This is a genomic window from Streptomyces sp. YKOK-I1 (assembly GCF_054660435.1).
This window is the reverse complement of record NZ_BAAGDR010000001.1, coordinates 6,353,206-6,372,310: the sequence shown is the minus strand read 5'-3', so window position 1 is coordinate 6,372,310 and position 19,105 is coordinate 6,353,206. Positions and strand designations below refer to the sequence as shown.

The following is a 19,105-nucleotide window of genomic DNA, read 5'->3' as shown; positions in this document are numbered from 1 at the left end:
TCCGTGTGTGCGCCGGTCAGTGGAAGAAGTGCCGCGTCCCGGTGAAGTACATGGTGATGCCCGCCTTCTGCGCGGCCTCGACCACCAGCTCGTCACGGACCGAACCACCGGGCTGCACGATGGCCTTGACCCCGGCGGCGCCCAGGACGTCGATGTTGTCCGGGAACGGGAAGAACGCGTCCGAGGCGACGTACGACCCGCGCGCCCGCTCCTCACCGGCCCGCTCGACGGCGAGCTTGCAGGAGTCGACCCGGTTGACCTGGCCCATGCCGACGCCGACGGAGGCGCCGTCCTTGGCGAGCAGGATGGCGTTGGACTTCACGGCCCGGCAGGCCCGCCAGGCGAAGGCCAGCTCGGCCAGCTCCTCGGCGCCGAGCGCGTCGCCGGTCGCCAGGGTCCAGTGGGCCGGGTCATCGCCGTCGGCCTGGAGGCGGTCGGTGACCTGGAGCAGGACACCACCGTCGACGGGCTTGACCTCGACCGGGTTGGCGGGGGCGCCCGGCGCCTTCAGCACCCGGATGTTCTTCTTCTTGGCGAGGGCTTCGAGGGCCCCCTCCTCGTAGTCGGGCGCGACGATGACCTCGGTGAAGATCTCGGCGACCTGCTCGGCCATCTCCTTGCTGACGGGCCGGTTGACGGCGATGACCCCGCCGAAGGCCGACAGCGGGTCACAGGCGTGCGCCTTGCGGTGCGCCTCGGCGACATCCGCGCCGATCGCGATACCGCAGGGGTTGGCGTGCTTGATGATCGCGACGCAGGGCTCGTCGTGGTCGTACGCGGCCCGGCGCGCGGCGTCGGTGTCCGTGTAGTTGTTGTACGACATCTCCTTGCCGTGCAGCTGCTCGGCCTTGGCGAGACCGGCACCGCTGCCGTCGACGTAGAGCGCGGCGGGCTGGTGCGGGTTCTCGCCGTAGCGGAGGGTGTCCTCCCGCTCCCAGGTGGCGCCGAGGAAGTCGGGGAACCGCGACTCGTCGACGGGGGCGTAGGAGGAGGCGAACCAGGAGGCGACCGCCACGTCGTAGGCGGCGGTGTGCTGGAAGGCCTCGGCGGCGAGCCGCTTGCGGGCGGCGAGGTCGAAGCCGCCGCCCTGCACCGCGGCGAGGACGTCGCCGTAGCGGGCGGGGCTGGTGACGACGGCGACCGACGGGTGGTTCTTGGCCGCGGCCCGGACCATCGAGGGGCCGCCGATGTCGATCTGCTCCACGCACTCGTCGTCGGAGGCGCCGGAGGCGACGGTCTCCCGGAACGGGTAGAGGTTGACGACGACCAGGTCGAACGGCTCGACACCCAGCTCGGCGAGCTGCTCACGGTGGCTGTCGAGGCGCAGGTCGGCGAGGATGCCCGCGTGGACCTTGGGGTGCAGCGTCTTGACGCGGCCGTCCAGGCACTCGGGGAAGCCGGTCAGCTCCTCGACCTTGGTGACGGGGACGCCGGCGGCGGCGATCCGGGAGGCGGTGGACCCGGTCGAGACCAGCTCGACACCGGCCTCGTGCAGCCCACGGGCCAGCTCCTCGAGTCCGGTCTTGTCGTACACGCTGACGAGCGCGCGCCGGATCGCCCGCTGGGAGCTGCTCTCTGCGGTCTGGGCGGTCACTGGATAACTACCTTTCGTCCCTCAATGCGATAGCCGTTGCGGGCGAGCCGCCCCACGACCTCGACGAGCAGCCTTCGCTCGACGTCCTTGATGCGCTCGTGCAGAGCGCTCTCGTCGTCCTCGTCCCGGACCTCGACCACGCCCTGGGCGATGATCGGTCCGGTGTCGACACCGTCGTCGACGAAGTGGACGGTGCAGCCCGTGACCCGGGCCCCGTACGCCAGCGCGTCACGCACACCGTGCGCGCCGGGGAAGCTGGGCAGCAGCGCGGGGTGCGTGTTGACGAACCGCCCCCCGTACCGGGCCAGGAACTCCTTCCCCACGATCTTCATGAACCCGGCGGAGACGACGAGGTCGGGCTCGTGGGCGGCGACGGCGCCGGTGAGGGCGGCGTCCCACTCCTCCCGGCTGCCGTAGTCCTTGACCCTCCGCACGAAGGTGGGGAGGCCGGCGCGCTCGGCACGGGCGAGCCCCTCGATCCCGTCCCGGTCGGCTCCGACGGCGACGATCTCGGCCCCGTAGGCCTCGGCGCCGGTGGCGGCGATCTCGTCGAGGAGTGCCTGCAGATTCGTACCGGATCCGGAGACCAGCACGACGAGGCGCTTGGCCACGGACGGCTTGGCGGCCACGGGGAGAACCCTTTCTCGGGGAAGCAGCTGCGCACGGCCGGCGACGACATGCGACTTACGACTTGTACGTTCGTACGAATGCATCGCGCCCCCGGATACGGGGAAGCCTACGAAGCAGCCGACCGTCAGCAACGATACCGGCACACGAGGCGGCCCCCACGGGACGGGGGCGTGGCCGGAAGGTAGCGTCTGCGAGGAGCGGGATCGGGAACGCGGTGCCCGTGCGGTGCGTTCCCTCTCCGAGGGCTCACCGAAAGCCGAAGCTGGACCGTCGTATCACCTAGGGGAAGACGCACACTTGATGCCGGACCGCAGCCTGCGACTCCACCCGCTCCCCCCGCAGCCCGTGCCGGGAGAGCGCGGCGCCCTGCTGCGCGAGCGCCCGTCGTCACCTCCCGAGTCCGACAAACCTCAGGAAGGCTCTTCGCGGGGCGGCTCTTCGCGGGGCGGCTCTTCTCGGGGCGGCTCTTCTCGGGGCGATGAGGACAACCCCTTCGCTCCTCCCCCCGAGGGCACCCCCGACCGCCCCTGGCAGCCCCGCCGTCCGGCGAACGGCGGCGGCGAGAACCCGGCCCCCTGGGGCCCGCCGCCCGGCGGTGGCGACTCCCCCGACGGCGGCCGCTCCCCCTGGGGCGGCCACTGGAGCGACCAGCAGCCCGGCCGCTCCAACGGCGGCGGCTTCGGCGAGCGCCCGGGCGGCGGCGGCCCGGAGGGCCCGAACCCCCCGCCCAACCCGCGCTGGGACCCCACCGACCCGGCCCAGCGCCGCGCCCGTTACGCGCTGCTGTCCGGCATGTGGGCCTTCTTCTTCGCCCTCTTCGGCTGGCCGTACGTGGCCCTGCTGCTCGGCGCCCTCGCCCTGAACTGGGGCATCAGCGCCCTGCGCACCAAGCCCCGCACCCCCGACCCCGACACCCCGGCCGCGCCCACGGGCCGCCCCCAGACGACCGCCGCCGTCAGCGGTCTGGTCACCGCCTCCCTGGCCCTCGCCCTGGTGGCCATGACCTTCACCGCGCAACTCGTCTACCGCGACTACTACACCTGCACCAAGGACGCCCTCACCAACGAGGCCAGGCAGTCCTGCAGCGACCTTCTCCCGAAGGAACTGAAGGGCATCCTGGGCGCGAACGCGTAGCCACTCAGCCCGTCCGGGGGTGCCCCTCCGTCCGGGGGTGCCCCTTCTGCTCCTCCCCGCCCGCCGCGTCCCGCAGCGCAGCCCACCGCGCCTCCCGGGCTTCGTTGCCATGCCACTCCGGCTCCCCCGCGTCCCCCTCCACCGCATCGAAGTCGTACGGCTCGCCCCCGTACTCCGCCCCGGGCTCCACCTCCGCCACTTCCCCCAGCCCTTCCCCCACCCCTTCCTCCGTCCCGGCGTCCGCCTCCCGCCCGACCACGACCCCCGCCTCCGTCCAGGAGAACTCCCGGACCCCCCGCCCCCGCCGTCTCCGCGCCCACAGCCCCACCGGGACCCCCACGCCCACCACCCACACCACCGCCGCTCCCCCCACCTGCCACCCCACCGGCCCGAACCGAGCCATCACCCCCACTCCCAACGGCCCGCCGGCCAACCCCCCGAGCACGGCCACCACCACGCCACACCCCACCCCCGCCGCGGCCACTCCCCCCACGGTCCGCCACCGCGACCACGCCTCCACCGGCGCCTGAGCCACCCCACCGCTGGACCCGGCCCCCGCGCTCCCCACGCACATCCCCACCACCACCCCGGCCAGCACCGGCACCACCCCGGCCGCCCAGTTCCACACCGTCCCGGCCCCCGCCTCCGGCACCGCCGCCAGCAGCGGAAACGGCGGCAGCAAGGGCGCCGGATCGGACCCCAGCGGCGACACCACATGCCCCACGCCCAGCACATACCCGGGCCCCATCGCGTACGCCGCCCCCCACACCGCCGCGTTCGGCACCAGCGCCAGACACAGCAGCAGCACCGCGAACCGCCCGGACCACCCCTCTGTCAGCTGGAGGAACGCCGCCCGCGCGGCGCCGGCGTGCCACACCGACGACACCGCCACCAGCAACGCCCCGCCCCCCACCAGGGCCACGGCCCCGACCCCCGCCGCCCGCGCGGCCACCGCACCCCACTGCGCCCCCTCCCGCCGGGGCACCACCCGCCCGAACAGCTCCCAGGTCCGCCCGTCCGCCGACCACACCCCCATCCCCGCCGCGACCGCGGCCACCGCCGGCACACCCACCACGGTCCACCCCCACGAGGGCCGCAGCGCACCCCCGGCCGCGTACCAGGCCACCCCGATCCCCACCCCGAGATACCCGGCCACGACCCCGACCCAGGCGGTCCGCGCATCAACCGGCTCGGCCCGCCCCTCACCCTCCCCCTCCCCCTCCCCCTCACCCGCGCCCGCGCCTTCGCCTTCTCCTTCGCCTTCGCCCTCTCCCTCGACCGCGTCCCGAGCGGCCCGGTGCACCAACCACACCGGCAGCACCAGCAGCAGCAACGGCGTCACCCCGACCGGCGCCGGCACCCCGGACAGCGTGTCGGTGCGCACCAGTTCCGCCCCGTGCGCCAGCAGCCACAGCGCGGCGGCGACATGCAGCGCCCCGCCCGGCCCGCTGTCCGGATACGGCGAGCTGATCCACAGCACCATCACCAGCACGGCGAACACCGCGAGCCCCAGCCCGGCGGCCAGCACCCCGCCGAGCGCGGAGGCCACGAGCCCCGGTGAGCGATCACGCATACGGGAGGAGAGCGAAGACGGCGTCACGCCCGCCATGGTCCCAACGACACGCTCTTTCCCGGCGTAACAGGCGAACCTTCGCCGTGTCACTCAATATACGTTTATGTTCTTTTTCGTACGAAGCAGCTCCCGGCGCCGCCGCAAGCCGGAGGCATACGCGTGAAGAACCCGACTCCGCCGCTCGCCGCCCGGCTGACGCCCGCTCAGGCCTTCGACGCGCTGTACGCGTTCTGCGCCCCGGCTCTCGTACGCCAGACCTACCTCCTCTGCGGCCGCCGCGAACTCGCCCGCGAATCCGTCGAACGGGCCTTTCAACTCGCCTGGCAGCACTGGCCCGAGGTGGCCGTCGACCGTGACCCGGCAAGCTGGGTCCGGGCCGCCGCGCACGATTACGCGCTCTCCCCCTGGCACCGGTTCCGTCCCCGCTTCCGGCACCCCGAACCCCCGCCCGCCGACGCCGCCGACCGCGCCCTGCTCGCCGTACTCCTCGCCCTCCCGCCGTCGTACCGCCGGACGGTCCTCCTCTACGACGGTGTCGGCCTCGATCTGCCGGAGACGGCGGCGGAGACGGAGGCGAGCACCCCCGCGACCGCGCACCGTCTGCTGCACGCGCGGGAGACCCTCGCCGCGTCGCTGCCCTGGCTGGCCGATCCGGCCGCGCTGCACGAGCGCCTCGCCGAGCTGGCCTCGGCGGAACGGCTGCGCGCGGCCCGCCCCGCGACCGTCCGGGCCGGCTGCGAGGCCCGCGCCCGCTTCTGGACCCGGGCGGCGATCGCCTTCACGGTGACGATCATCGGCGCGACCGCCCTGACCGTGCGGACGGCCCCCACCCGGTACGACCCGCCGGTCCCCCCGGGCACGACGGTCCGGGGAGTCCCCCCGGAGGCGGCTCCGGGCACCCTGTCGAAGAAGCAGACGGCGCTGCGGAAGAAACTCCGTTCGAATCCGGCGAACGGCCCCGAACGCCTCGCCCCCCAACCGCGCTGACGGCCCGGCGCGAGGAAACGCCGTGGGCCCGCCCCCCGGACGGGGAGCGGGCCCACAGACGTTCAGCCGGAGGCTGTTCAGCCGGCGAGGATCTCGCGCGCCAGCTTCGCCGTCTCGGTGGGCGTCTTGCCCACCTTGACGCCGGCGGCCTCGAGGGCCTCCTTCTTCGCGGCGGCCGTACCGGAGGAACCGGAGACGATGGCGCCGGCGTGGCCCATGGTCTTGCCCTCGGGCGCGGTGAAGCCCGCGACGTAGCCGACGACCGGCTTCTTCACGTTGTCCTTGATGAAGGCCGCGGCCCGCTCCTCGGCGTCGCCGCCGATCTCACCGATCATCACGATCAGGTCGGTGTCGGGGTCGGCCTCGAACGCGGCGAGCGCGTCGATGTGGGTCGTGCCGATGACGGGGTCGCCACCGATGCCGACCGCGGACGAGAAGCCGATGTCACGCAGCTCGTACATCATCTGGTACGTCAGCGTGCCGGACTTCGAGACCAGGCCGATGCGGCCCGGCTTGGTGATGTCGCCCGGGATGATGCCGGCGTTCGACTGGCCGGGGGTGATCAGACCCGGGCAGTTCGGGCCGATGATCCGGGTCTTGTCGCCCTTGGACACGGCGTACGCGTAGAACGCGGCCGAGTCGTGGACGGCGATGCCCTCGGTGATGACGACCGCGAGCGGGATCTCGGCGTCGATGGCCTCGACGACGGCGGCCTTGGCGAAGGCCGGCGGCACGAAGAGGACGGATACGTTCGCGCCCGTCTTCTCGATCGCCTCGGCGACCGTGCCGAAGACCGGGATCTCGTTGCCGTCGATGTCGACGGACGTGCCGGCCTTGCGGGGGTTCACACCACCGACGATGTTCGTGCCGTCGGCCAGCATGAGCTTGGTGTGCTTCATGCCCGTGGCACCGGTCATGCCCTGGACGATGACCTTGCTGTCCTTGTTGAGGAAGATAGCCATGGCTGTGGTGTCCCTCGTCCCTTACTTCGCAGCCGCGAGCTCGGCGGCCTTGTCGGCCGCGCCGTCCATGGTGTCCACGCGCTGGACCAGCGGGTGGTTGGCGTCGGAGAGGATCTGACGACCCAGCTCGGCGTTGTTGCCGTCCAGACGCACGACGAGCGGCTTGGTGACGTCCTCGCCGCGGTCCTCCAGGAGCTTCAGCGCCTGGACGATGCCGTTGGCGACCTCGTCGCACGCGGTGATGCCGCCGAAGACGTTGACGAAGACGGACTTGACGTCCGGGTCGCCGAGGATGATCTCCAGGCCGTTCGCCATGACGGCCGCGGAGGCGCCGCCGCCGATGTCGAGGAAGTTGGCGGGCTTGACGCCACCGTGGTTCTCACCGGCGTACGCGACCACGTCGAGGGTGCTCATGACGAGACCCGCGCCATTGCCGATGATGCCGACCTCGCCGTCGAGCTTGACGTAGTTGAGGTTCTTGGCCTTGGCGGCGGCCTCCAGCGGGTTCGCGGAGTCCTTGTCCTGCAGCGCCTCGTGCTCGGGCTGACGGAACTCGGCGTTCTCGTCCAGGGAGACCTTGCCGTCCAGGGCGATGACGTCACCGGAGGCGACCTTGGCCAGCGGGTTGACCTCGACGAGGAGCGCGTCCTCCTCAACGAAGGTCTTCCACAGGGTGACCAGGACGTTCGCGACCTTGTCGGCGACCTCGGCCGGGAAGTTCGCGGCCTCGACGATCTCGCGGGCCTTCTCGGGGGTCACACCCTCGTTGGCGTCGATCGGCGTCTTGGCGACGGCCTCGGGGCGGGTCTCCGCCACCTCCTCGATCTCCATGCCGCCCTCGACGGACGCGATGGAGAGGAAGGTGCGGTTGGCACGGTCGAGGAGGAAGGAGACGTAGTACTCCTCCACGATCTCCGGGGCCGTCTCGGCGATCATCACCTTGTGGACCGTGTGGCCCTTGATGTCCATACCGAGGATGTTGGTCGCGTGCTCGACCGCCTCGTCGGCGGAGGCGGCGAGCTTGACGCCGCCGGCCTTGCCGCGGCCGCCGACCTTCACCTGGGCCTTGATGACGGACTTGCCACCGAGACGCTCGGTGGCTGCGCGGGCCGCCTCAGGCGTGTCGATGACTTCACCGGCCAGCACCGGTACATCGTGCTTGGCGAAGAGGTCCCTCGCCTGGTACTCGAACAGGTCCACGCGCTTCCGTCCCTATCAGTGATCTCGCGGTTCGTTGGATGCGTGGGCGTGCCGCGATGGGCAACGTGACGTCCGCATGTGTCACAGGGGAGGCGCACACGGTGTCCGAGCGCGCGGCATGTCCGTCTCGCAGGTTATCGCTGCTTGCGGGGGGCCTCTAAATCGCGGGTCACACCTGAGCGGTGATACCTGTCACATGATGTCGCGCTCACTGGCACGCAGTGTCGCGTGTGCGGGGCCTCACCGGGTTGGGGTCGACCCGGTGAGGCCCCTTGACCAGCCCTTCGAGGGGCCGCGGGCGCTCGGTCCCCACCCCGATGGGGACCCCTCGCCCTCCTCCACGAGGCTCCGTCCGGACGGTCCGACGGCTTTCGGCCATCCGGGCCCGTCACCTCACGAAGAACACGGGGAGCGCTGAGAGGGCGCTCGTGGGGAACGCCGGCGGAGCGCTCAGACGCGGTACGCCGGATCGCTCGTCTGCCCGGTCAGGCCGTGCGCGCACCGCTCACCGGCACCGACGGCACCGACGGCACCGACGGCACCGACCGCGTACGGCCGCACCTCGTCGATCACGCCGTACGCCGGTCCGTGTCCGTCCGTGTCCACGGGAACGGCGGGGACGGCGGGAACGGTGGGGGCGGCGGGGGTGCCGGGGACGGCGGGGAGGACAGGGAGGACAGGGGCGATGGAGGCCATGAGGGCGAAGGTGGAGACCGGCTTGCGGCCGACCGCCTGCAGCGCCTGGTCCGCCCGGGCGGCCCGGGCGCCCAGGATGACCTGGACGGCACCACTCCTCGCCCGGGCCGCGGCCCTGGACCTGATGTGGGTGACGGTGGCGGTGTCCGTGACCGTCGAGGTCACGTCGGCGGCGGCGGGGAAACGGCGGATGTTCTTGTCCATGCGTACGTCAGATCCTTATGGGGGTTCCGAGAGTTCGGAAGGCTGAGGGACGTTCCGGCGCCGGGGCGGGAGAGCTCCGGGCGCGGGTGGGCAGACCTGTTCCACCCCCGCGCGGCAGGTCTGCGACGAGGGAAGGGCTGCCCGGTCCTAGCCGGGGAAGACCGGAATGTCCCGGTGCCTGTCCCGGGTCCCGGCCGTGTCCGACCGCACGGCACCGCCGGACACCAGCGGCACCGGCATCCGGTGGGACACCGTCACGGCCTGCGCGTCGGCGTGGCGCGACGCGCCGCCGTCGAGCGCGGAGGCACCGCCCAGCAGACCGCTGGGCTCACCACCGGGAGCCCGGTGCGCGGGAACCTGCCCGGCGCGGGCGGGCGCCGGGTCGTGGTGCGCGGCCGTGTGCAGGCCGCCCGCATCGCCGAGGACGGCGGGGAGCACGGGCCCGTACGACACCGTGGCCGCGTCGGCCGCCTCGTGCCGGGGGGAGACGTGCCCGGACCGGTGCCCGTCGGGCGACGAGGTCACCGGGGAGTCCGGCGCGGGCGCCTGGGTGACCGGCACGGGAAGGGGCTGCGCCGGGACGGAGGGCGGCTCGGAGCCGTCCGGCAGCTCCTCCAGGTCGGGAAGGGTCGGCAGTTCCGACAGGACGGGCAGTTCCGAAGTGGCCTGTGCCACCTGCTCGGTCACCGCCGTCACGACCTCGCGAACGGGCCCCAGGACACGGTCGGCATGCACCACCGGAAGGGAGACCGGAACCTGCACCGAAACCTGCACCGGAGCCTCGACCGTTCCCGAGAGAACGGCCGTCACATCCGCCGGCGTCCCTTCCGCCGCCTGCGCCTGTCCTCCGCAGAGAACGCCGAACGCGATCAACCCGCCCACCAGCAGCGCCAGTTGCAGCGCACGCCGCCCGACCGCCTCGCGCAGAACGCGCGGAACGGCACCGGGCAGAACGGCGGGCAAGGTCAAGAAGGGAGGATCCTCCCGTGCGAGGAACATGCGAGCGAACACGTCAGAGAACGTGCGGGCGAACGTGCGGGCGAACGTGCGCCGATCCTTGCACGCGCGTCCCGTGGTGACGCAACCCCCCTATGCCCCATGTCCCTTTTGCGGACGCGGATGTCGCGGGAGTCACACGGTGTCCGGCACCGGAAGCGGACGCTTCTCGATCGCCGCCGCCATCACCTCCGGGAACAGGTCGGGGGTGCAGGCGAACGCCGGTGCGCCCAGTGCCGCGAGCGCGGCGGCGTGCTCCCGGTCGTAGGCCGGAGCCCCCTCGTCCGAGAGCGCGAGCAGCGCCACGAACTGCACGCCCGACGCCTTCATCGCCGCGACCCGCTTCAGCATCTCGTCGCGTATGCCGCCCTCGTACAGGTCGCTGATCAGCACGACGACCGTCTCGGCGGGCCGGGTGATCCGCGACTGGCAGTAGGCGAGCGCCCGGTTGATGTCCGTACCGCCACCGAGGCGGGTGCCGAAGAGGACGTCGACCGGATCGGCCAGCCGGTCGGTGAGGTCGACGACCGCCGTGTCGAAGACGACGAGCCGGGTGTCGAGGGACCGCAGGGACGCGAGGACCGCCCCGAACACGGAGGCGTGGACCACCGAGGCCGCCATCGACCCCGACTGGTCGACGCAGAGGACGACCTCCTTCCGCACGGCCCGTGCCGCCCGCCCGTGTCCGACCAGCCGCTCCGGCACGACCGTCCCGTGTTCGGGCAGGTAGTGCTTGAGGTTGGCGGCGATGGTGCGGTTCCAGTCGATGTCGTGATGGCGTGGCCGGTGGACGCGGGCACTGCGGTCGAGGGCGCCGGTGAGGGTGGCCCGGGTCCGGGTGGCGAGCCGCTTCTCCAGGTCCTCGACCACCTTGCGCACGACGGCCCGTGCCGTCTCCTTCACCGTCTCCGGCATCGCCTGGCTGAGCGAGAGCAGCGTGCCGACCAGATGGACGTCGGCCTCGACCGCCTCCAGCATCTCCGGCTCCAGCAGCAGCGCCGACAGCCCGAGCCGGTCGATGGCGTCACGCTGCATCACCTGGACGACGGAGGTGGGGAAGTACGTCCGGATGTCCCCGAGCCAGCGCGCCACGGACGGGGCCGACGCCCCGAGCCCCGCCGAACGGTCCCGTCCCGTCGCCGGCCGCTCTCCCTTCCCGTAGAGCGCGGTGAGCGCCCTGTCCATCGCGGCGTCCCGCCCGGACAGCTCCCGCCCGGTCCCGTCCGCCTCGTCCCCGCCGAGCACCAGCCGCCACCGCCGCAGCCGCTCCTGAGCCGCGCCGCCCGCCTCAGCCGCCTCGCCCGTCATCTGCCCACCCCTGCCAGGTCGCCATCGGAACTGCCGTCAAAGCCGCCGCCGGAGCGGTCACCGGACGTGCGGTCGAGGGCGCCGCCGGACGCACGGTCGGGGGTGCCTCCGGACGTGCCGTCCAGACCCAGCAGCAGCCGCACCACCGGCAGCACCGCGTCGGCCCGCTCCTCGTCGAGCCCGGCCGCGAAACCGAGCACGCCGGCCCCCGGCCGCACCGCGGCCGCCCGCTCCCCCGGACCCCGCCGGACCAGTTCACCGAGCGTTCTGCGCACCCCCGGCTCATACGCCGAGAACGTCCGCCGCAGCAGCGGCAGCACATCCGTGAACGCCTCCGCCGACACCCCCGTGAGCCAGCCGTCGACCAGCGCGAGCAGCCGCTCGTCGTGCACGAGCAGCAGCCCTCCCCCCGAACCGCCGCCGACGAAGCCCTCGATCCACGCGGCCGCGTCCCCGGGCGGTGTCCCCGGCGACAGCGCGAGCCCCATGAGCCGGGCCGCTTCCCCCTGCCCCACCTCCCCGTCGTCGAGCAGCAGCCGCACCGCGCGCCCCCGTACGACGCCCGCGACCCGGTCCCGTCCGGACAGCGCCCGCAGCACTGCCCGCCAGCGCACCCGCAGTTCACCGCGGCGCCCGAGCGGTCCGTCCGGAGCCGGGGCGATCCCGCCGATGCCGGGTGCCGCCGTCTCCTCCAGCAGTCCCACCGCCCCGTGCACCGCGTCCACATGACGGCGCATCTCCTCCGCCGCGTCCGTGTCCAGGCCGGTGCAGGCCGGGGGCAGGCCGACGAAGATCCGTTCGGCGAGGCCCGTGGCGACCTCCGCCAGCGCGCCGGTGTCGGTGCCGCGTACGTCGCCGTAGCGCAGGGAGCGGACCAGGGCGGGCAGCGCCTCGGCGAGCCGGCCGACGTCCGTGTCGAGCGCCGCCCGGTCGGCGAGGACCCGCATCACGATGGACAGCGCGTCGGGGAGACCGGCCGCCAGACAGCGTTCGGCGAGCGCGGTCACCTCGGCGAGGTCCCGTGCGCGGACGGCGTCCGCCTCGGTCCTGGCGGTCGCCGCGGCGCGCACGGTCGTCCCCCACACGCCGGCCTCGGCGACCCGCACGGACAGTTCCGGTTCCCAGCGCAGCCGCCAGGTCTCCCGGAAGGTCCCCGTACTGCCCCGCGAGGCCACCGGCTCGCCCCAGGCCACGCCCAGCAGCCGCAGCCGGTGCAGCAGTCGGCTGCGCCCGCCGTCGGTGTCCTTGCGCAGATCGAGCTCCACCTCCCGCTCCGCCGCCTCCGGTTTCAGCCGAAGCCGGCGCTGGGCCCGGTCGAGGTCGCGCTGCAGGGGCACGGCCGGCGCGCCGGACGGCACCTCCCCGAGCACGTCCCCGACCTCGAGCCGGTCCCGCACCAGCGCCAGCGGTATGTCCGACCCGTCGCCCAGCACGGCGCGTACCGCGTCGGTGGTCTCGCTCAGACCGGGCAGCGGCCGGCCGCGCAGCGCGGCGAGCGTCTCGGCGAGGCGGACCGCCTCGATGACATGCGCGGGGGACACGATCCGGTCCTCCGCGCGCAGCAACCCGGCCACCTTGGTCAGCCACCGCTCGACCGGCCGGTCCGGCGCACCGAACAGATGCGCGTACCAGCCGGGTGAGTCGATGCCCGCCCCGTATCCCCCGTCCCGGGCCAGCCTGCGGTGGGTCCACGGCACCCAGGTCAGCTCGGCCCTGACCTTGGCGAGCCCCTTCAGCAGGGCCCGGTCGTCGGCGACGGCGGCCTTGCGGCGCAAGGCCGGCACATGCCAGGCCCCGCACACCACGGCCACACCGCCGTCCCCGAACTCCCTTTGCGTCGTGCGCAGTTGGAGCCGCATATGCGCCTCCCGGACGAGGTCGCGGTCCCCCTCCGCTGCCTCGTACGTCTCCCGCACCGCCGTCATCGCCTCCTCGACGGCGGCGAAGGGCGCGAACGGGTCCCGCTCGCCCGCGCCGCGGTGCTCGACGACGTCCTCCCACCAGCGTTCGGCGTCGTCGTACCCGGCGGCTTCGGCGAGCGCGCCGAGCGGGTCGATGCGCAGTGCGCCGCCCGGCGCGTCGCTCCGTTCCTCCACGGCCGGTCCGTCCCCGGCGTCCGTCCGGCCTTCCCAGGCCAGGGTGTGGGTGGCGGGGAGGTCGATGAAGCGGGCCGGAACGCCCCGCTCCAGCGCCCAGCGCAGCGCCACCCACTCCGGGGAGAACTCGGCCATCGGCCAGAACGCGGAGCGTCCCGGTTCGTCGACGGCGTGGGCGAGCAGCGCGACCGGCGGCCGCATGTCCTGCCCGGCGGCGAGGGGGATCAGCGGGTCGGCCTCGGGCGGCCCCTCGATCAGCACGGTCCGGGGCCGGGCGGCCTCCAGCGCCGCCCGCACCGCCCGCGCCGATCCGGGTCCGTGATGCCGCACCCCGAGCAACAGCGGCCACCGCACCTCCTCGGCCGACCGCCCGCTGTCCTGGATCCCCGTCATCGCTCACCCCCCTGTCATCCCGCCTGTGTCATCAGATCCGTGTCAGCGGGTCCGTGACGCCCCGTCCGAACCGTCACGCCCAAGTCGTCCCGTGCGAACCGTCACGCCCAAGTCGTCCCGTGCGAACCGTCCCGCCCGAGTCGTCACGCGCGCGGCCAGCGCGAGTCCTTGTCGTCGTTCATGCGGTTCATGTGCTCACCCCCCTTCGGTACCGGTCGCAGCCGCGGCCATCTCGAGTCCTTGTCATTCCGGTTCACGCACTCACCTCCCTGCAGGCGCGGTAGAAGTCGCCCCAGCCGTCGCGTTCGCGGAGCACCGTCTCCAGGTACTCCTGCCAGACGACCCGGTCGGCGGCCGGATCGCGGACGACCGCGCCGAGGATTCCCGCGGCGAGGTCGCCGGGCCGCAGCACACCGTCGCCGAAGTGCGCGGCCAGGGCGAGACCGCTGGTGACGACGGAGATGGCTTCGGCCGTGGACAACGTGCCGCTGGGAGACTTCAGCTTGGTTCGGCCGTCGCCGGTGATCCCGTCCCGCAGTTCGCGGAAGACGGTCACCACGCGACGGATCTCGTCGACCCCGTGCGGTACGGCCGGCAGCTCGAGGGAGCGGCCGATCTGGTCGACACGCCGTGCCACGATGTCGACTTCGGCGTCGACACTCGCCGGCAGCGGCAGCACCACCGTGTTGAAGCGGCGGCGCAGAGCGCTGGACAGTTCATTGACCCCGCGGTCCCGATCGTTGGCAGTGGCGATCAGGTTGAAGCCGCGGACCGCCTGAACCTCCTGCCCCAGTTCAGGTATCGGCAGCGTCTTCTCCGACAGGATGGTGATGAGTGTGTCCTGAACGTCTGCGGGGACGCGAGTCAATTCCTCGACGCGGACCGTGGCCCCCTCCCCCATGGCGCGCATGACGGGACTGGGCACCAGGGCGTCCGGGCTCGGGCCGTGCGCCAGCAGCTGCGCATAGTTCCAGCCGTAGCGGATGGCCTCCTCCGGGGTGCCCGCCGTGCCCTGCACCAGCAGGGTCGAGTCGCCGCTGACCGCCGCGGCCAGGTGCTCGGACACCCAGGTCTTGGCGGTTCCGGGCACGCCGAGCAGCAGCAGGGCGCGGTCGGTGGCGAGGGTGCTGACGGCCACCTCGACGATGCGGCGCGGGCCCACGTACTTCGGTGTGATCGCCGTGCCGTCGGGCAGGGTGCCGCCGAGGAGATAGGTGGCGACGGCCCACGGCGACAGCTTCCAGCGGGCCGGTCGCGGCCGGTCGTCCTGGGCCGCGAGCACGGCGAGTTCATCGGCGAAGGCGTGTTCGGCATGCGGCCGCAACGCCTCCGCGGGCTGGGTCTGACCGGGTTTCACGAACGTCGGGTCTACGGACACGGACATGGCTGAGGTCCCCCTCCAGCTCGGCCGGTTCGGGTCTGGTGTCCACCGTGCACCACACCACTGACAATGCGTTCCGACCTGCGAAAACGCCCTGGAGCGAGGGCGCGGCGGGGGTGCGGCGGCCGCTGGCCGGGCCGATTGTCAGTGGGAGGACCTACCGTCGACGACATGACTCAGCAGGAGGTGCGCTGGACCGCGGACCGGGTGCTGGCACTGGCGCCTGACTCCGCGTCACGCAAAGCGGGGAGCAAACTCGGCGTGGCCGGGGCGTGGTCCGGGACGGGCAGATCGCGGGAGGGGACGGTGTGGGGGGTGTGCGGCGGCAGCGGCGGCGAGCCGTACCGCACGGTCGTCGACACCTCGGACGCGCCCGGCGCCTCCGGCCCGGGGTTCGGGTGCAGCTGCCCGAGCCGCAAGGTCCCGTGCAAGCACGCGCTCGGTCTGCTGCTGCTCCGGTCGGCGGGGGAGGCGGCCGTCCCGGTGCGGCCGGCGCCGGACTGGGCCGAGAGGTGGATCGCGCGGCGGCAGGGGCGTACGGAGGAGGAGGGGGAGGTGGGCGCGGCGGGTCCCGGCTCCGGACCGGCGGATCCGGAGGCGGCGCGCCGGAGGGCGGAGCGGCGCGCCGAGCGGATCACCGCGGGGGCGACGGAGCTGGAGCAGCGGTTGGCCGATCTACTGCGCTCCGGCCTCGCCTCGGCCGAGCAGGCGGGGTACGGGCTGTGGGAGGAGACGGCGGCCCGCATGGTCGACGCCCAGGCCCCCGGACTGGCGGCGCGGGTGCGGGAGCTGGGGTCGATCCCGGGGTCCGGTCCCGACTGGCCGGTCCGGCTGCTGGAGGAGTGCGCCCTGCTCCACCTCCTCGGCCAGGGCTGGCTGCGCCGCGAGCGGCTCCCGGACGCCCTGGCCGCCACGGTCCGCTCCCGTGTCGGCCTGACCGCCCGGCCGGCCGGCCCGCCGCTGCGCGACCACTGGCTGGTTCTCGCCGAGTACGACACGGCGGACCCGAAACTGACGACCCGCCGGATCTGGCTGCACGGCATCGCCTCGGGCCGCACCGCCCTCGTGCTGTCCTACGGCGCCGCCGGCCGCGCGCCCGACCTCGCCCTGCCGGTCGGTCTGGCCCTGGACGCGGAGCTGTCCGCCCATCCGGGCACCGGGCGGCGACGGGCGGCGCTGGGCGAGCAGTTCGCGCCACCGGCACCGACCACGGCCCGCCCGCCGGGCCTGACGACGACCGAGGCGGCCGCGCTCTACGGCGCGTCGCTGCGCGACGACCCCTGGCAGGAGTCCGTCCCGGTGACCCTGGACGGCGTCGTACCGACCCCCGACGGCCCGTCCTGGCAGCTGGCCGACGCCGACGGCGACACGGCCCTGCCGCTCACCCCCGCGGCGGCCGCCCGTCCCGGTCTGTGGCGGCTGGTCGCGCTCTCGGGCGGCGCCCCGGTGACGGTGTTCGGCGAGTGCGGCCACCGGGGTTTCACCCCGCTGACCGCCTGGCCGACCGGCCCTGGAGAGGCGGTCCGGCTGTGACCGGGACAGATCCGGCCGGGACCAAGACTGATCCGGCTGGGACCGAGACAGAGGGGACCCCCCTGCACCCCACCCCTGCACCCACCGCCGTGCCCACCCCCACGCCCCACACGGACGCCGCTCCCACCTGGGAGGACCTGGTCACCGCAGCCCTCCTGGGCACGGACCGCCGTCCGCTCCCCGGGTCCGCCGCGGGCCGTCCGGCGCCGTCCGCGCTGCTGGACGCGGCGGCCGCCGAGACCGTGCGGCGCCGGGCGGGGCTGCGTCCGGGCCGGGCCGCGACCCGCCCCGAACCGGCTCCCGCCGACCCCCGCCCCGCGCTGCCCGCTCCCGCGGCCCGCAGACTCGCCCTGCTGCTCGCCGACCGCCCCGGCACCGGCGGAGGCGGGCGCAGGGGCACCGCACCGGACCTCGTGGAGCTGCTGCCCCAGTGGCTGGCGACGGCGAACGCGCACGGGTACGCGCCGCCCGCCGAGGCCCTGCCCGCGCTGCTCGACGCGGCGCGCGGGCGCACCGACCTGCGGCCGGCGGCGCTGAGGTTCGCGGGCCCGCGCGCCCTGTGGCTGGCCCGGCTGAACCCGGAGTGGCGGTTCGCGCTGCGCGCCGCGCCGGGCGGGGACGCGTCGCTGCCGCGCCCGGAGGAGACGGGGCGGATCGAGAAGCTGTGGCAGGAGGGCCTGTTCGCCGAGCGGGTCGCCCTGCTCGCCTCGCTGCGCTCCCGCGCCCCCGACGCGGCCCGTGCGCTGCTGGAGTCGACCTGGCCGACCGAGCGCGCGGAGGACCGGCTGATGTTCCTCGACTCGCTGCGCGCCGGCCTCGGCGAGCGGGACGAGCCGTTCCTGGAGGCGGCACTGGCGGACCGCAGTCGCAATGTGCGGGCGACGGCGGCCGAGTTGCTGTCGGCGCTGCCGGGTTCGGCGCTCGCCGCGCGGATGGCGGTCCGGGCCGGCGCGTGCGTGGCCGTCGACCACACCGGCGACACGCCGACGCTCGTCGTCGAGGCGCCCCATGAGTGCGACGCGGACATGGAGCGCGACGGCGTCGCCCCCCACGCCCCGGCCGGCCGGGGTGAGCGCTCGTGGTGGCTGGGCCAGTTGGTGGAGGCGGCCCCGCTCGCCGCGTGGCCGGGCAGGCTGGGCGGCCGTACCCCGGAGCGGATCGTCGCGCTCCCGGTGGCCGACGACTGGCTGGGCGAGCTGCACGCGGCCTGGTGCCGGGCGGCCGTACGGCAGCGGGACGCGGCCTGGTCGCGGGCGCTGCTCGGACCGCCGTCCGCGCCCGGGGCGGGCGGCCCGGGCGCGGTGTCCCTCGCCGAGCGGGCCAAGCTGCTGGGCACCCTGCCGGTGGGCGAACGGGCGGAGTGGGTGGCCGGGTTCATCGCGGCGCACGGGCTGTCGGAGGCGTTCCAGCTGCTCGGCGTGTGCGCGGTGCCGTGGGCCGCCCCGCTCGGGCGGGCGGTGGTCGACGCCCTCAACATCGCGCGGGACGCCGGAAGTTACCCCTGGAGTTTCAGCGGGGTGATGGGCCTCGCCGAGCGCTGTCTGGACCCCTCGGAGGCCTCCCGGCTGGACGCCCTGCTCGCCGTACCCGACGAAACGGAGGACGCGTCCCCCGGGGCCGGGGGCTACTGGGCGGAGGCGTTCCAGCGCCTGGGGACGACCTTGCGGCTGAGGGCGGTGATGGCACAGGAACTGGCGGGGCCGCCGTCGTGAGGGAGGCGGCCGGCCGCCCGTGTCACCCCATGGACCACTAGGACCCGGTCGGCTGCCCCACGTTCTCCCGGACCCAGTCCACGATCACCGCCATGGGCGTCCCGGGGGTGAAGATCTCCGCGACGCCCTTCTCCTTCAGCGGGGCGATGTCCGCCTCGGGGACGATCCCCCCGCCGAAGACCAGGATGTCCGCGGCGTCCCGCTCCCGGAGCAGGTCGATCACCGCGGCGAAGAGCGTGTTGTGCGCCCCGGACAGGATGGACAGTCCGATCGCGTCGGCGTCCTCCTGGATCGCCGTGTCAACGATCTGCTCGGGGGTCTGGTGGAGCCCGGTGTAGACGACCTCCATGCCGGCGTCGCGCAGCGCCCTGGCGATCACCTTGGCGCCGCGGTCGTGGCCGTCGAGTCCCGGCTTGGCCACCACCACGCGGATCGGACCGGATGCCACACCCATGACTGCCTCCCAGAAGCGACTCCGCCCGCTCTCGACGGCCCGGACACCCCGTGCCACCCACCCGGGGAAGTGAACGAACGTTATCGCCAGCATCCCGCAACCGGCCGTTTCGTGGCACGGGCCAACGGGGAAATCACACGATGGGACAGTAACGGGAGCCGCACACGAGGTCGCCGTACCGCCGCGCCGCAGACCGCGCGCCGCGGCGGTACGGCGCATCGGTACAGGCGCGACGGACGCCCGGGGCCAAGG

The 19,105-nt window shown here is 73.9% G+C and carries 15 protein-coding genes; 4 read left to right on the top strand and 11 right to left on the bottom strand.

The annotated features are described in order from the left end of the window. Positions 1–16 precede the first annotated feature (16 nt). Positions 17–1,594 (bottom strand): bifunctional phosphoribosylaminoimidazolecarboxamide formyltransferase/IMP cyclohydrolase, encoded by a 1,578-nt coding sequence (purH, locus tag ACYQ8Q_RS28400; protein WP_460068687.1) that lies wholly within the window; start codon positions 1,592–1,594, stop codon positions 17–19. Beyond that, on the bottom strand, positions 1,591–2,223 hold the full coding sequence (purN, locus tag ACYQ8Q_RS28395) for a phosphoribosylglycinamide formyltransferase (RefSeq protein WP_460068686.1): 633 nt from the start codon (positions 2,221–2,223) through the stop codon (positions 1,591–1,593). Before purN ends, purH begins: the two co-directional genes overlap by 4 nt. Before the next feature lie 301 nt (positions 2,224–2,524). On the opposite strand from purN, the gene ACYQ8Q_RS28390 reads away from it, so the two are divergent. Beyond that, positions 2,525–3,358: a hypothetical protein gene (locus ACYQ8Q_RS28390; protein WP_460068685.1), complete on the top strand. Its 834-nt coding sequence runs from the start codon at positions 2,525–2,527 to the stop codon at positions 3,356–3,358. A 4-nt stretch (positions 3,359–3,362) separates the two neighbouring features. Here ACYQ8Q_RS28390 and ACYQ8Q_RS28385 read toward each other — a convergent pair whose 3' ends face one another. Continuing rightward, positions 3,363–4,967, bottom strand: coding sequence for a cell division protein PerM (locus ACYQ8Q_RS28385; protein ID WP_460068684.1), 1,605 nt, complete (start codon positions 4,965–4,967; stop codon positions 3,363–3,365). Between the two features lie 117 nt (positions 4,968–5,084). On the opposite strand from ACYQ8Q_RS28385, the gene ACYQ8Q_RS28380 reads away from it, so the two are divergent. Beyond that, on the top strand, positions 5,085–5,918 hold the full coding sequence (locus tag ACYQ8Q_RS28380) for an RNA polymerase sigma factor (RefSeq protein WP_460073513.1): 834 nt from the start codon (positions 5,085–5,087) through the stop codon (positions 5,916–5,918). 77 nt (positions 5,919–5,995) lie between these two features. Here ACYQ8Q_RS28380 and sucD read toward each other — a convergent pair whose 3' ends face one another. From sucD to ACYQ8Q_RS28345, 7 genes are all read right to left on the bottom strand, one after another. Beyond that, positions 5,996–6,880, bottom strand: a complete 885-nt coding sequence (sucD, locus tag ACYQ8Q_RS28375; RefSeq protein WP_460068683.1) for a succinate--CoA ligase subunit alpha — start codon at positions 6,878–6,880, stop codon at positions 5,996–5,998. 21 nt (positions 6,881–6,901) lie between these two features. Next, positions 6,902–8,080: an ADP-forming succinate--CoA ligase subunit beta gene (sucC, locus tag ACYQ8Q_RS28370; protein WP_460068682.1), complete on the bottom strand. Its 1,179-nt coding sequence runs from the start codon at positions 8,078–8,080 to the stop codon at positions 6,902–6,904. A 450-nt stretch (positions 8,081–8,530) separates the two neighbouring features. Then, entirely contained in the window at positions 8,531–8,980 is a 450-nt protein-coding gene (locus ACYQ8Q_RS28365; protein WP_460068681.1) for a hypothetical protein, read from the bottom strand. A 147-nt stretch (positions 8,981–9,127) separates the two neighbouring features. Beyond that, positions 9,128–9,949 (bottom strand): hypothetical protein, encoded by an 822-nt coding sequence (locus ACYQ8Q_RS28360; protein ID WP_460068680.1) that lies wholly within the window; start codon positions 9,947–9,949, stop codon positions 9,128–9,130. A gap of 162 nt (positions 9,950–10,111) precedes the next feature. Beyond that, positions 10,112–11,284 carry a VWA domain-containing protein gene (locus tag ACYQ8Q_RS28355; RefSeq protein ID WP_460068679.1) on the bottom strand — a complete coding sequence of 391 codons (1,173 nt, stop codon included), beginning with the start codon at positions 11,282–11,284 and terminating at the stop codon, positions 10,112–10,114. Beyond that, entirely contained in the window at positions 11,281–13,773 is a 2,493-nt protein-coding gene (locus ACYQ8Q_RS28350) for a DUF5682 family protein (RefSeq protein WP_460068678.1), read from the bottom strand. Before ACYQ8Q_RS28350 ends, ACYQ8Q_RS28355 begins: the two co-directional genes overlap by 4 nt. A 253-nt stretch (positions 13,774–14,026) precedes the next feature. Then, complete coding sequence (locus ACYQ8Q_RS28345; RefSeq protein WP_460068677.1) at positions 14,027–15,157, bottom strand: ATP-binding protein; 1,131 nt, start codon at positions 15,155–15,157, stop codon at positions 14,027–14,029. A 168-nt stretch (positions 15,158–15,325) separates the two neighbouring features. On the opposite strand from ACYQ8Q_RS28345, the gene ACYQ8Q_RS28340 reads away from it, so the two are divergent. Together ACYQ8Q_RS28340 and ACYQ8Q_RS28335 are read left to right on the top strand one after the other, a co-directional pair. Further along, positions 15,326–16,687, top strand: a complete 1,362-nt coding sequence (locus tag ACYQ8Q_RS28340; RefSeq protein ID WP_460068676.1) for an SWIM zinc finger family protein — start codon at positions 15,326–15,328, stop codon at positions 16,685–16,687. An 89-nt stretch (positions 16,688–16,776) separates the two neighbouring features. After that, the gene (locus ACYQ8Q_RS28335; protein ID WP_460068675.1) at positions 16,777–18,399 is read left to right on the top strand and encodes a DUF5691 domain-containing protein; all 1,623 of its coding nucleotides are present in this window, start codon (positions 16,777–16,779) and stop codon (positions 18,397–18,399) included. A 37-nt stretch (positions 18,400–18,436) separates the two neighbouring features. Here ACYQ8Q_RS28335 and ACYQ8Q_RS28330 read toward each other — a convergent pair whose 3' ends face one another. Then, positions 18,437–18,853: a cobalamin B12-binding domain-containing protein gene (locus ACYQ8Q_RS28330; protein WP_460068674.1), complete on the bottom strand. Its 417-nt coding sequence runs from the start codon at positions 18,851–18,853 to the stop codon at positions 18,437–18,439. Between the last annotated feature and the right edge of the window lie 252 nt (positions 18,854–19,105).

Bases quoted from the DNA above. Each gene is read 5' to 3' on its own strand.
- ACYQ8Q_RS28390 (WP_460068685.1), top strand. From the start codon at position 2,525: ATGCCGGACCGCAGCCTGCGACTCCACCCGCTCCCCCCGCAGCCCGTG.
- ACYQ8Q_RS28385 (WP_460068684.1), bottom strand. From the start codon at position 4,967: ATGGCGGGCGTGACGCCGTCTTCGCTCTCCTCCCGTATGCGTGATCGC.
- sucD (WP_460068683.1), bottom strand. From the start codon at position 6,880: ATGGCTATCTTCCTCAACAAGGACAGCAAGGTCATCGTCCAGGGCATG.
- ACYQ8Q_RS28365 (WP_460068681.1), bottom strand. From the start codon at position 8,980: ATGGACAAGAACATCCGCCGTTTCCCCGCCGCCGCCGACGTGACCTCG.
- ACYQ8Q_RS28355 (WP_460068679.1), bottom strand. From the start codon at position 11,284: ATGACGGGCGAGGCGGCTGAGGCGGGCGGCGCGGCTCAGGAGCGGCTG.
- ACYQ8Q_RS28350 (WP_460068678.1), bottom strand. From the start codon at position 13,773: ATGACGGGGATCCAGGACAGCGGGCGGTCGGCCGAGGAGGTGCGGTGG.
- ACYQ8Q_RS28345 (WP_460068677.1), bottom strand. From the start codon at position 15,157: ATGTCCGTGTCCGTAGACCCGACGTTCGTGAAACCCGGTCAGACCCAG.
- ACYQ8Q_RS28340 (WP_460068676.1), top strand. From the start codon at position 15,326: ATGACTCAGCAGGAGGTGCGCTGGACCGCGGACCGGGTGCTGGCACTG.
- ACYQ8Q_RS28330 (WP_460068674.1), bottom strand. From the start codon at position 18,853: ATGGGTGTGGCATCCGGTCCGATCCGCGTGGTGGTGGCCAAGCCGGGA.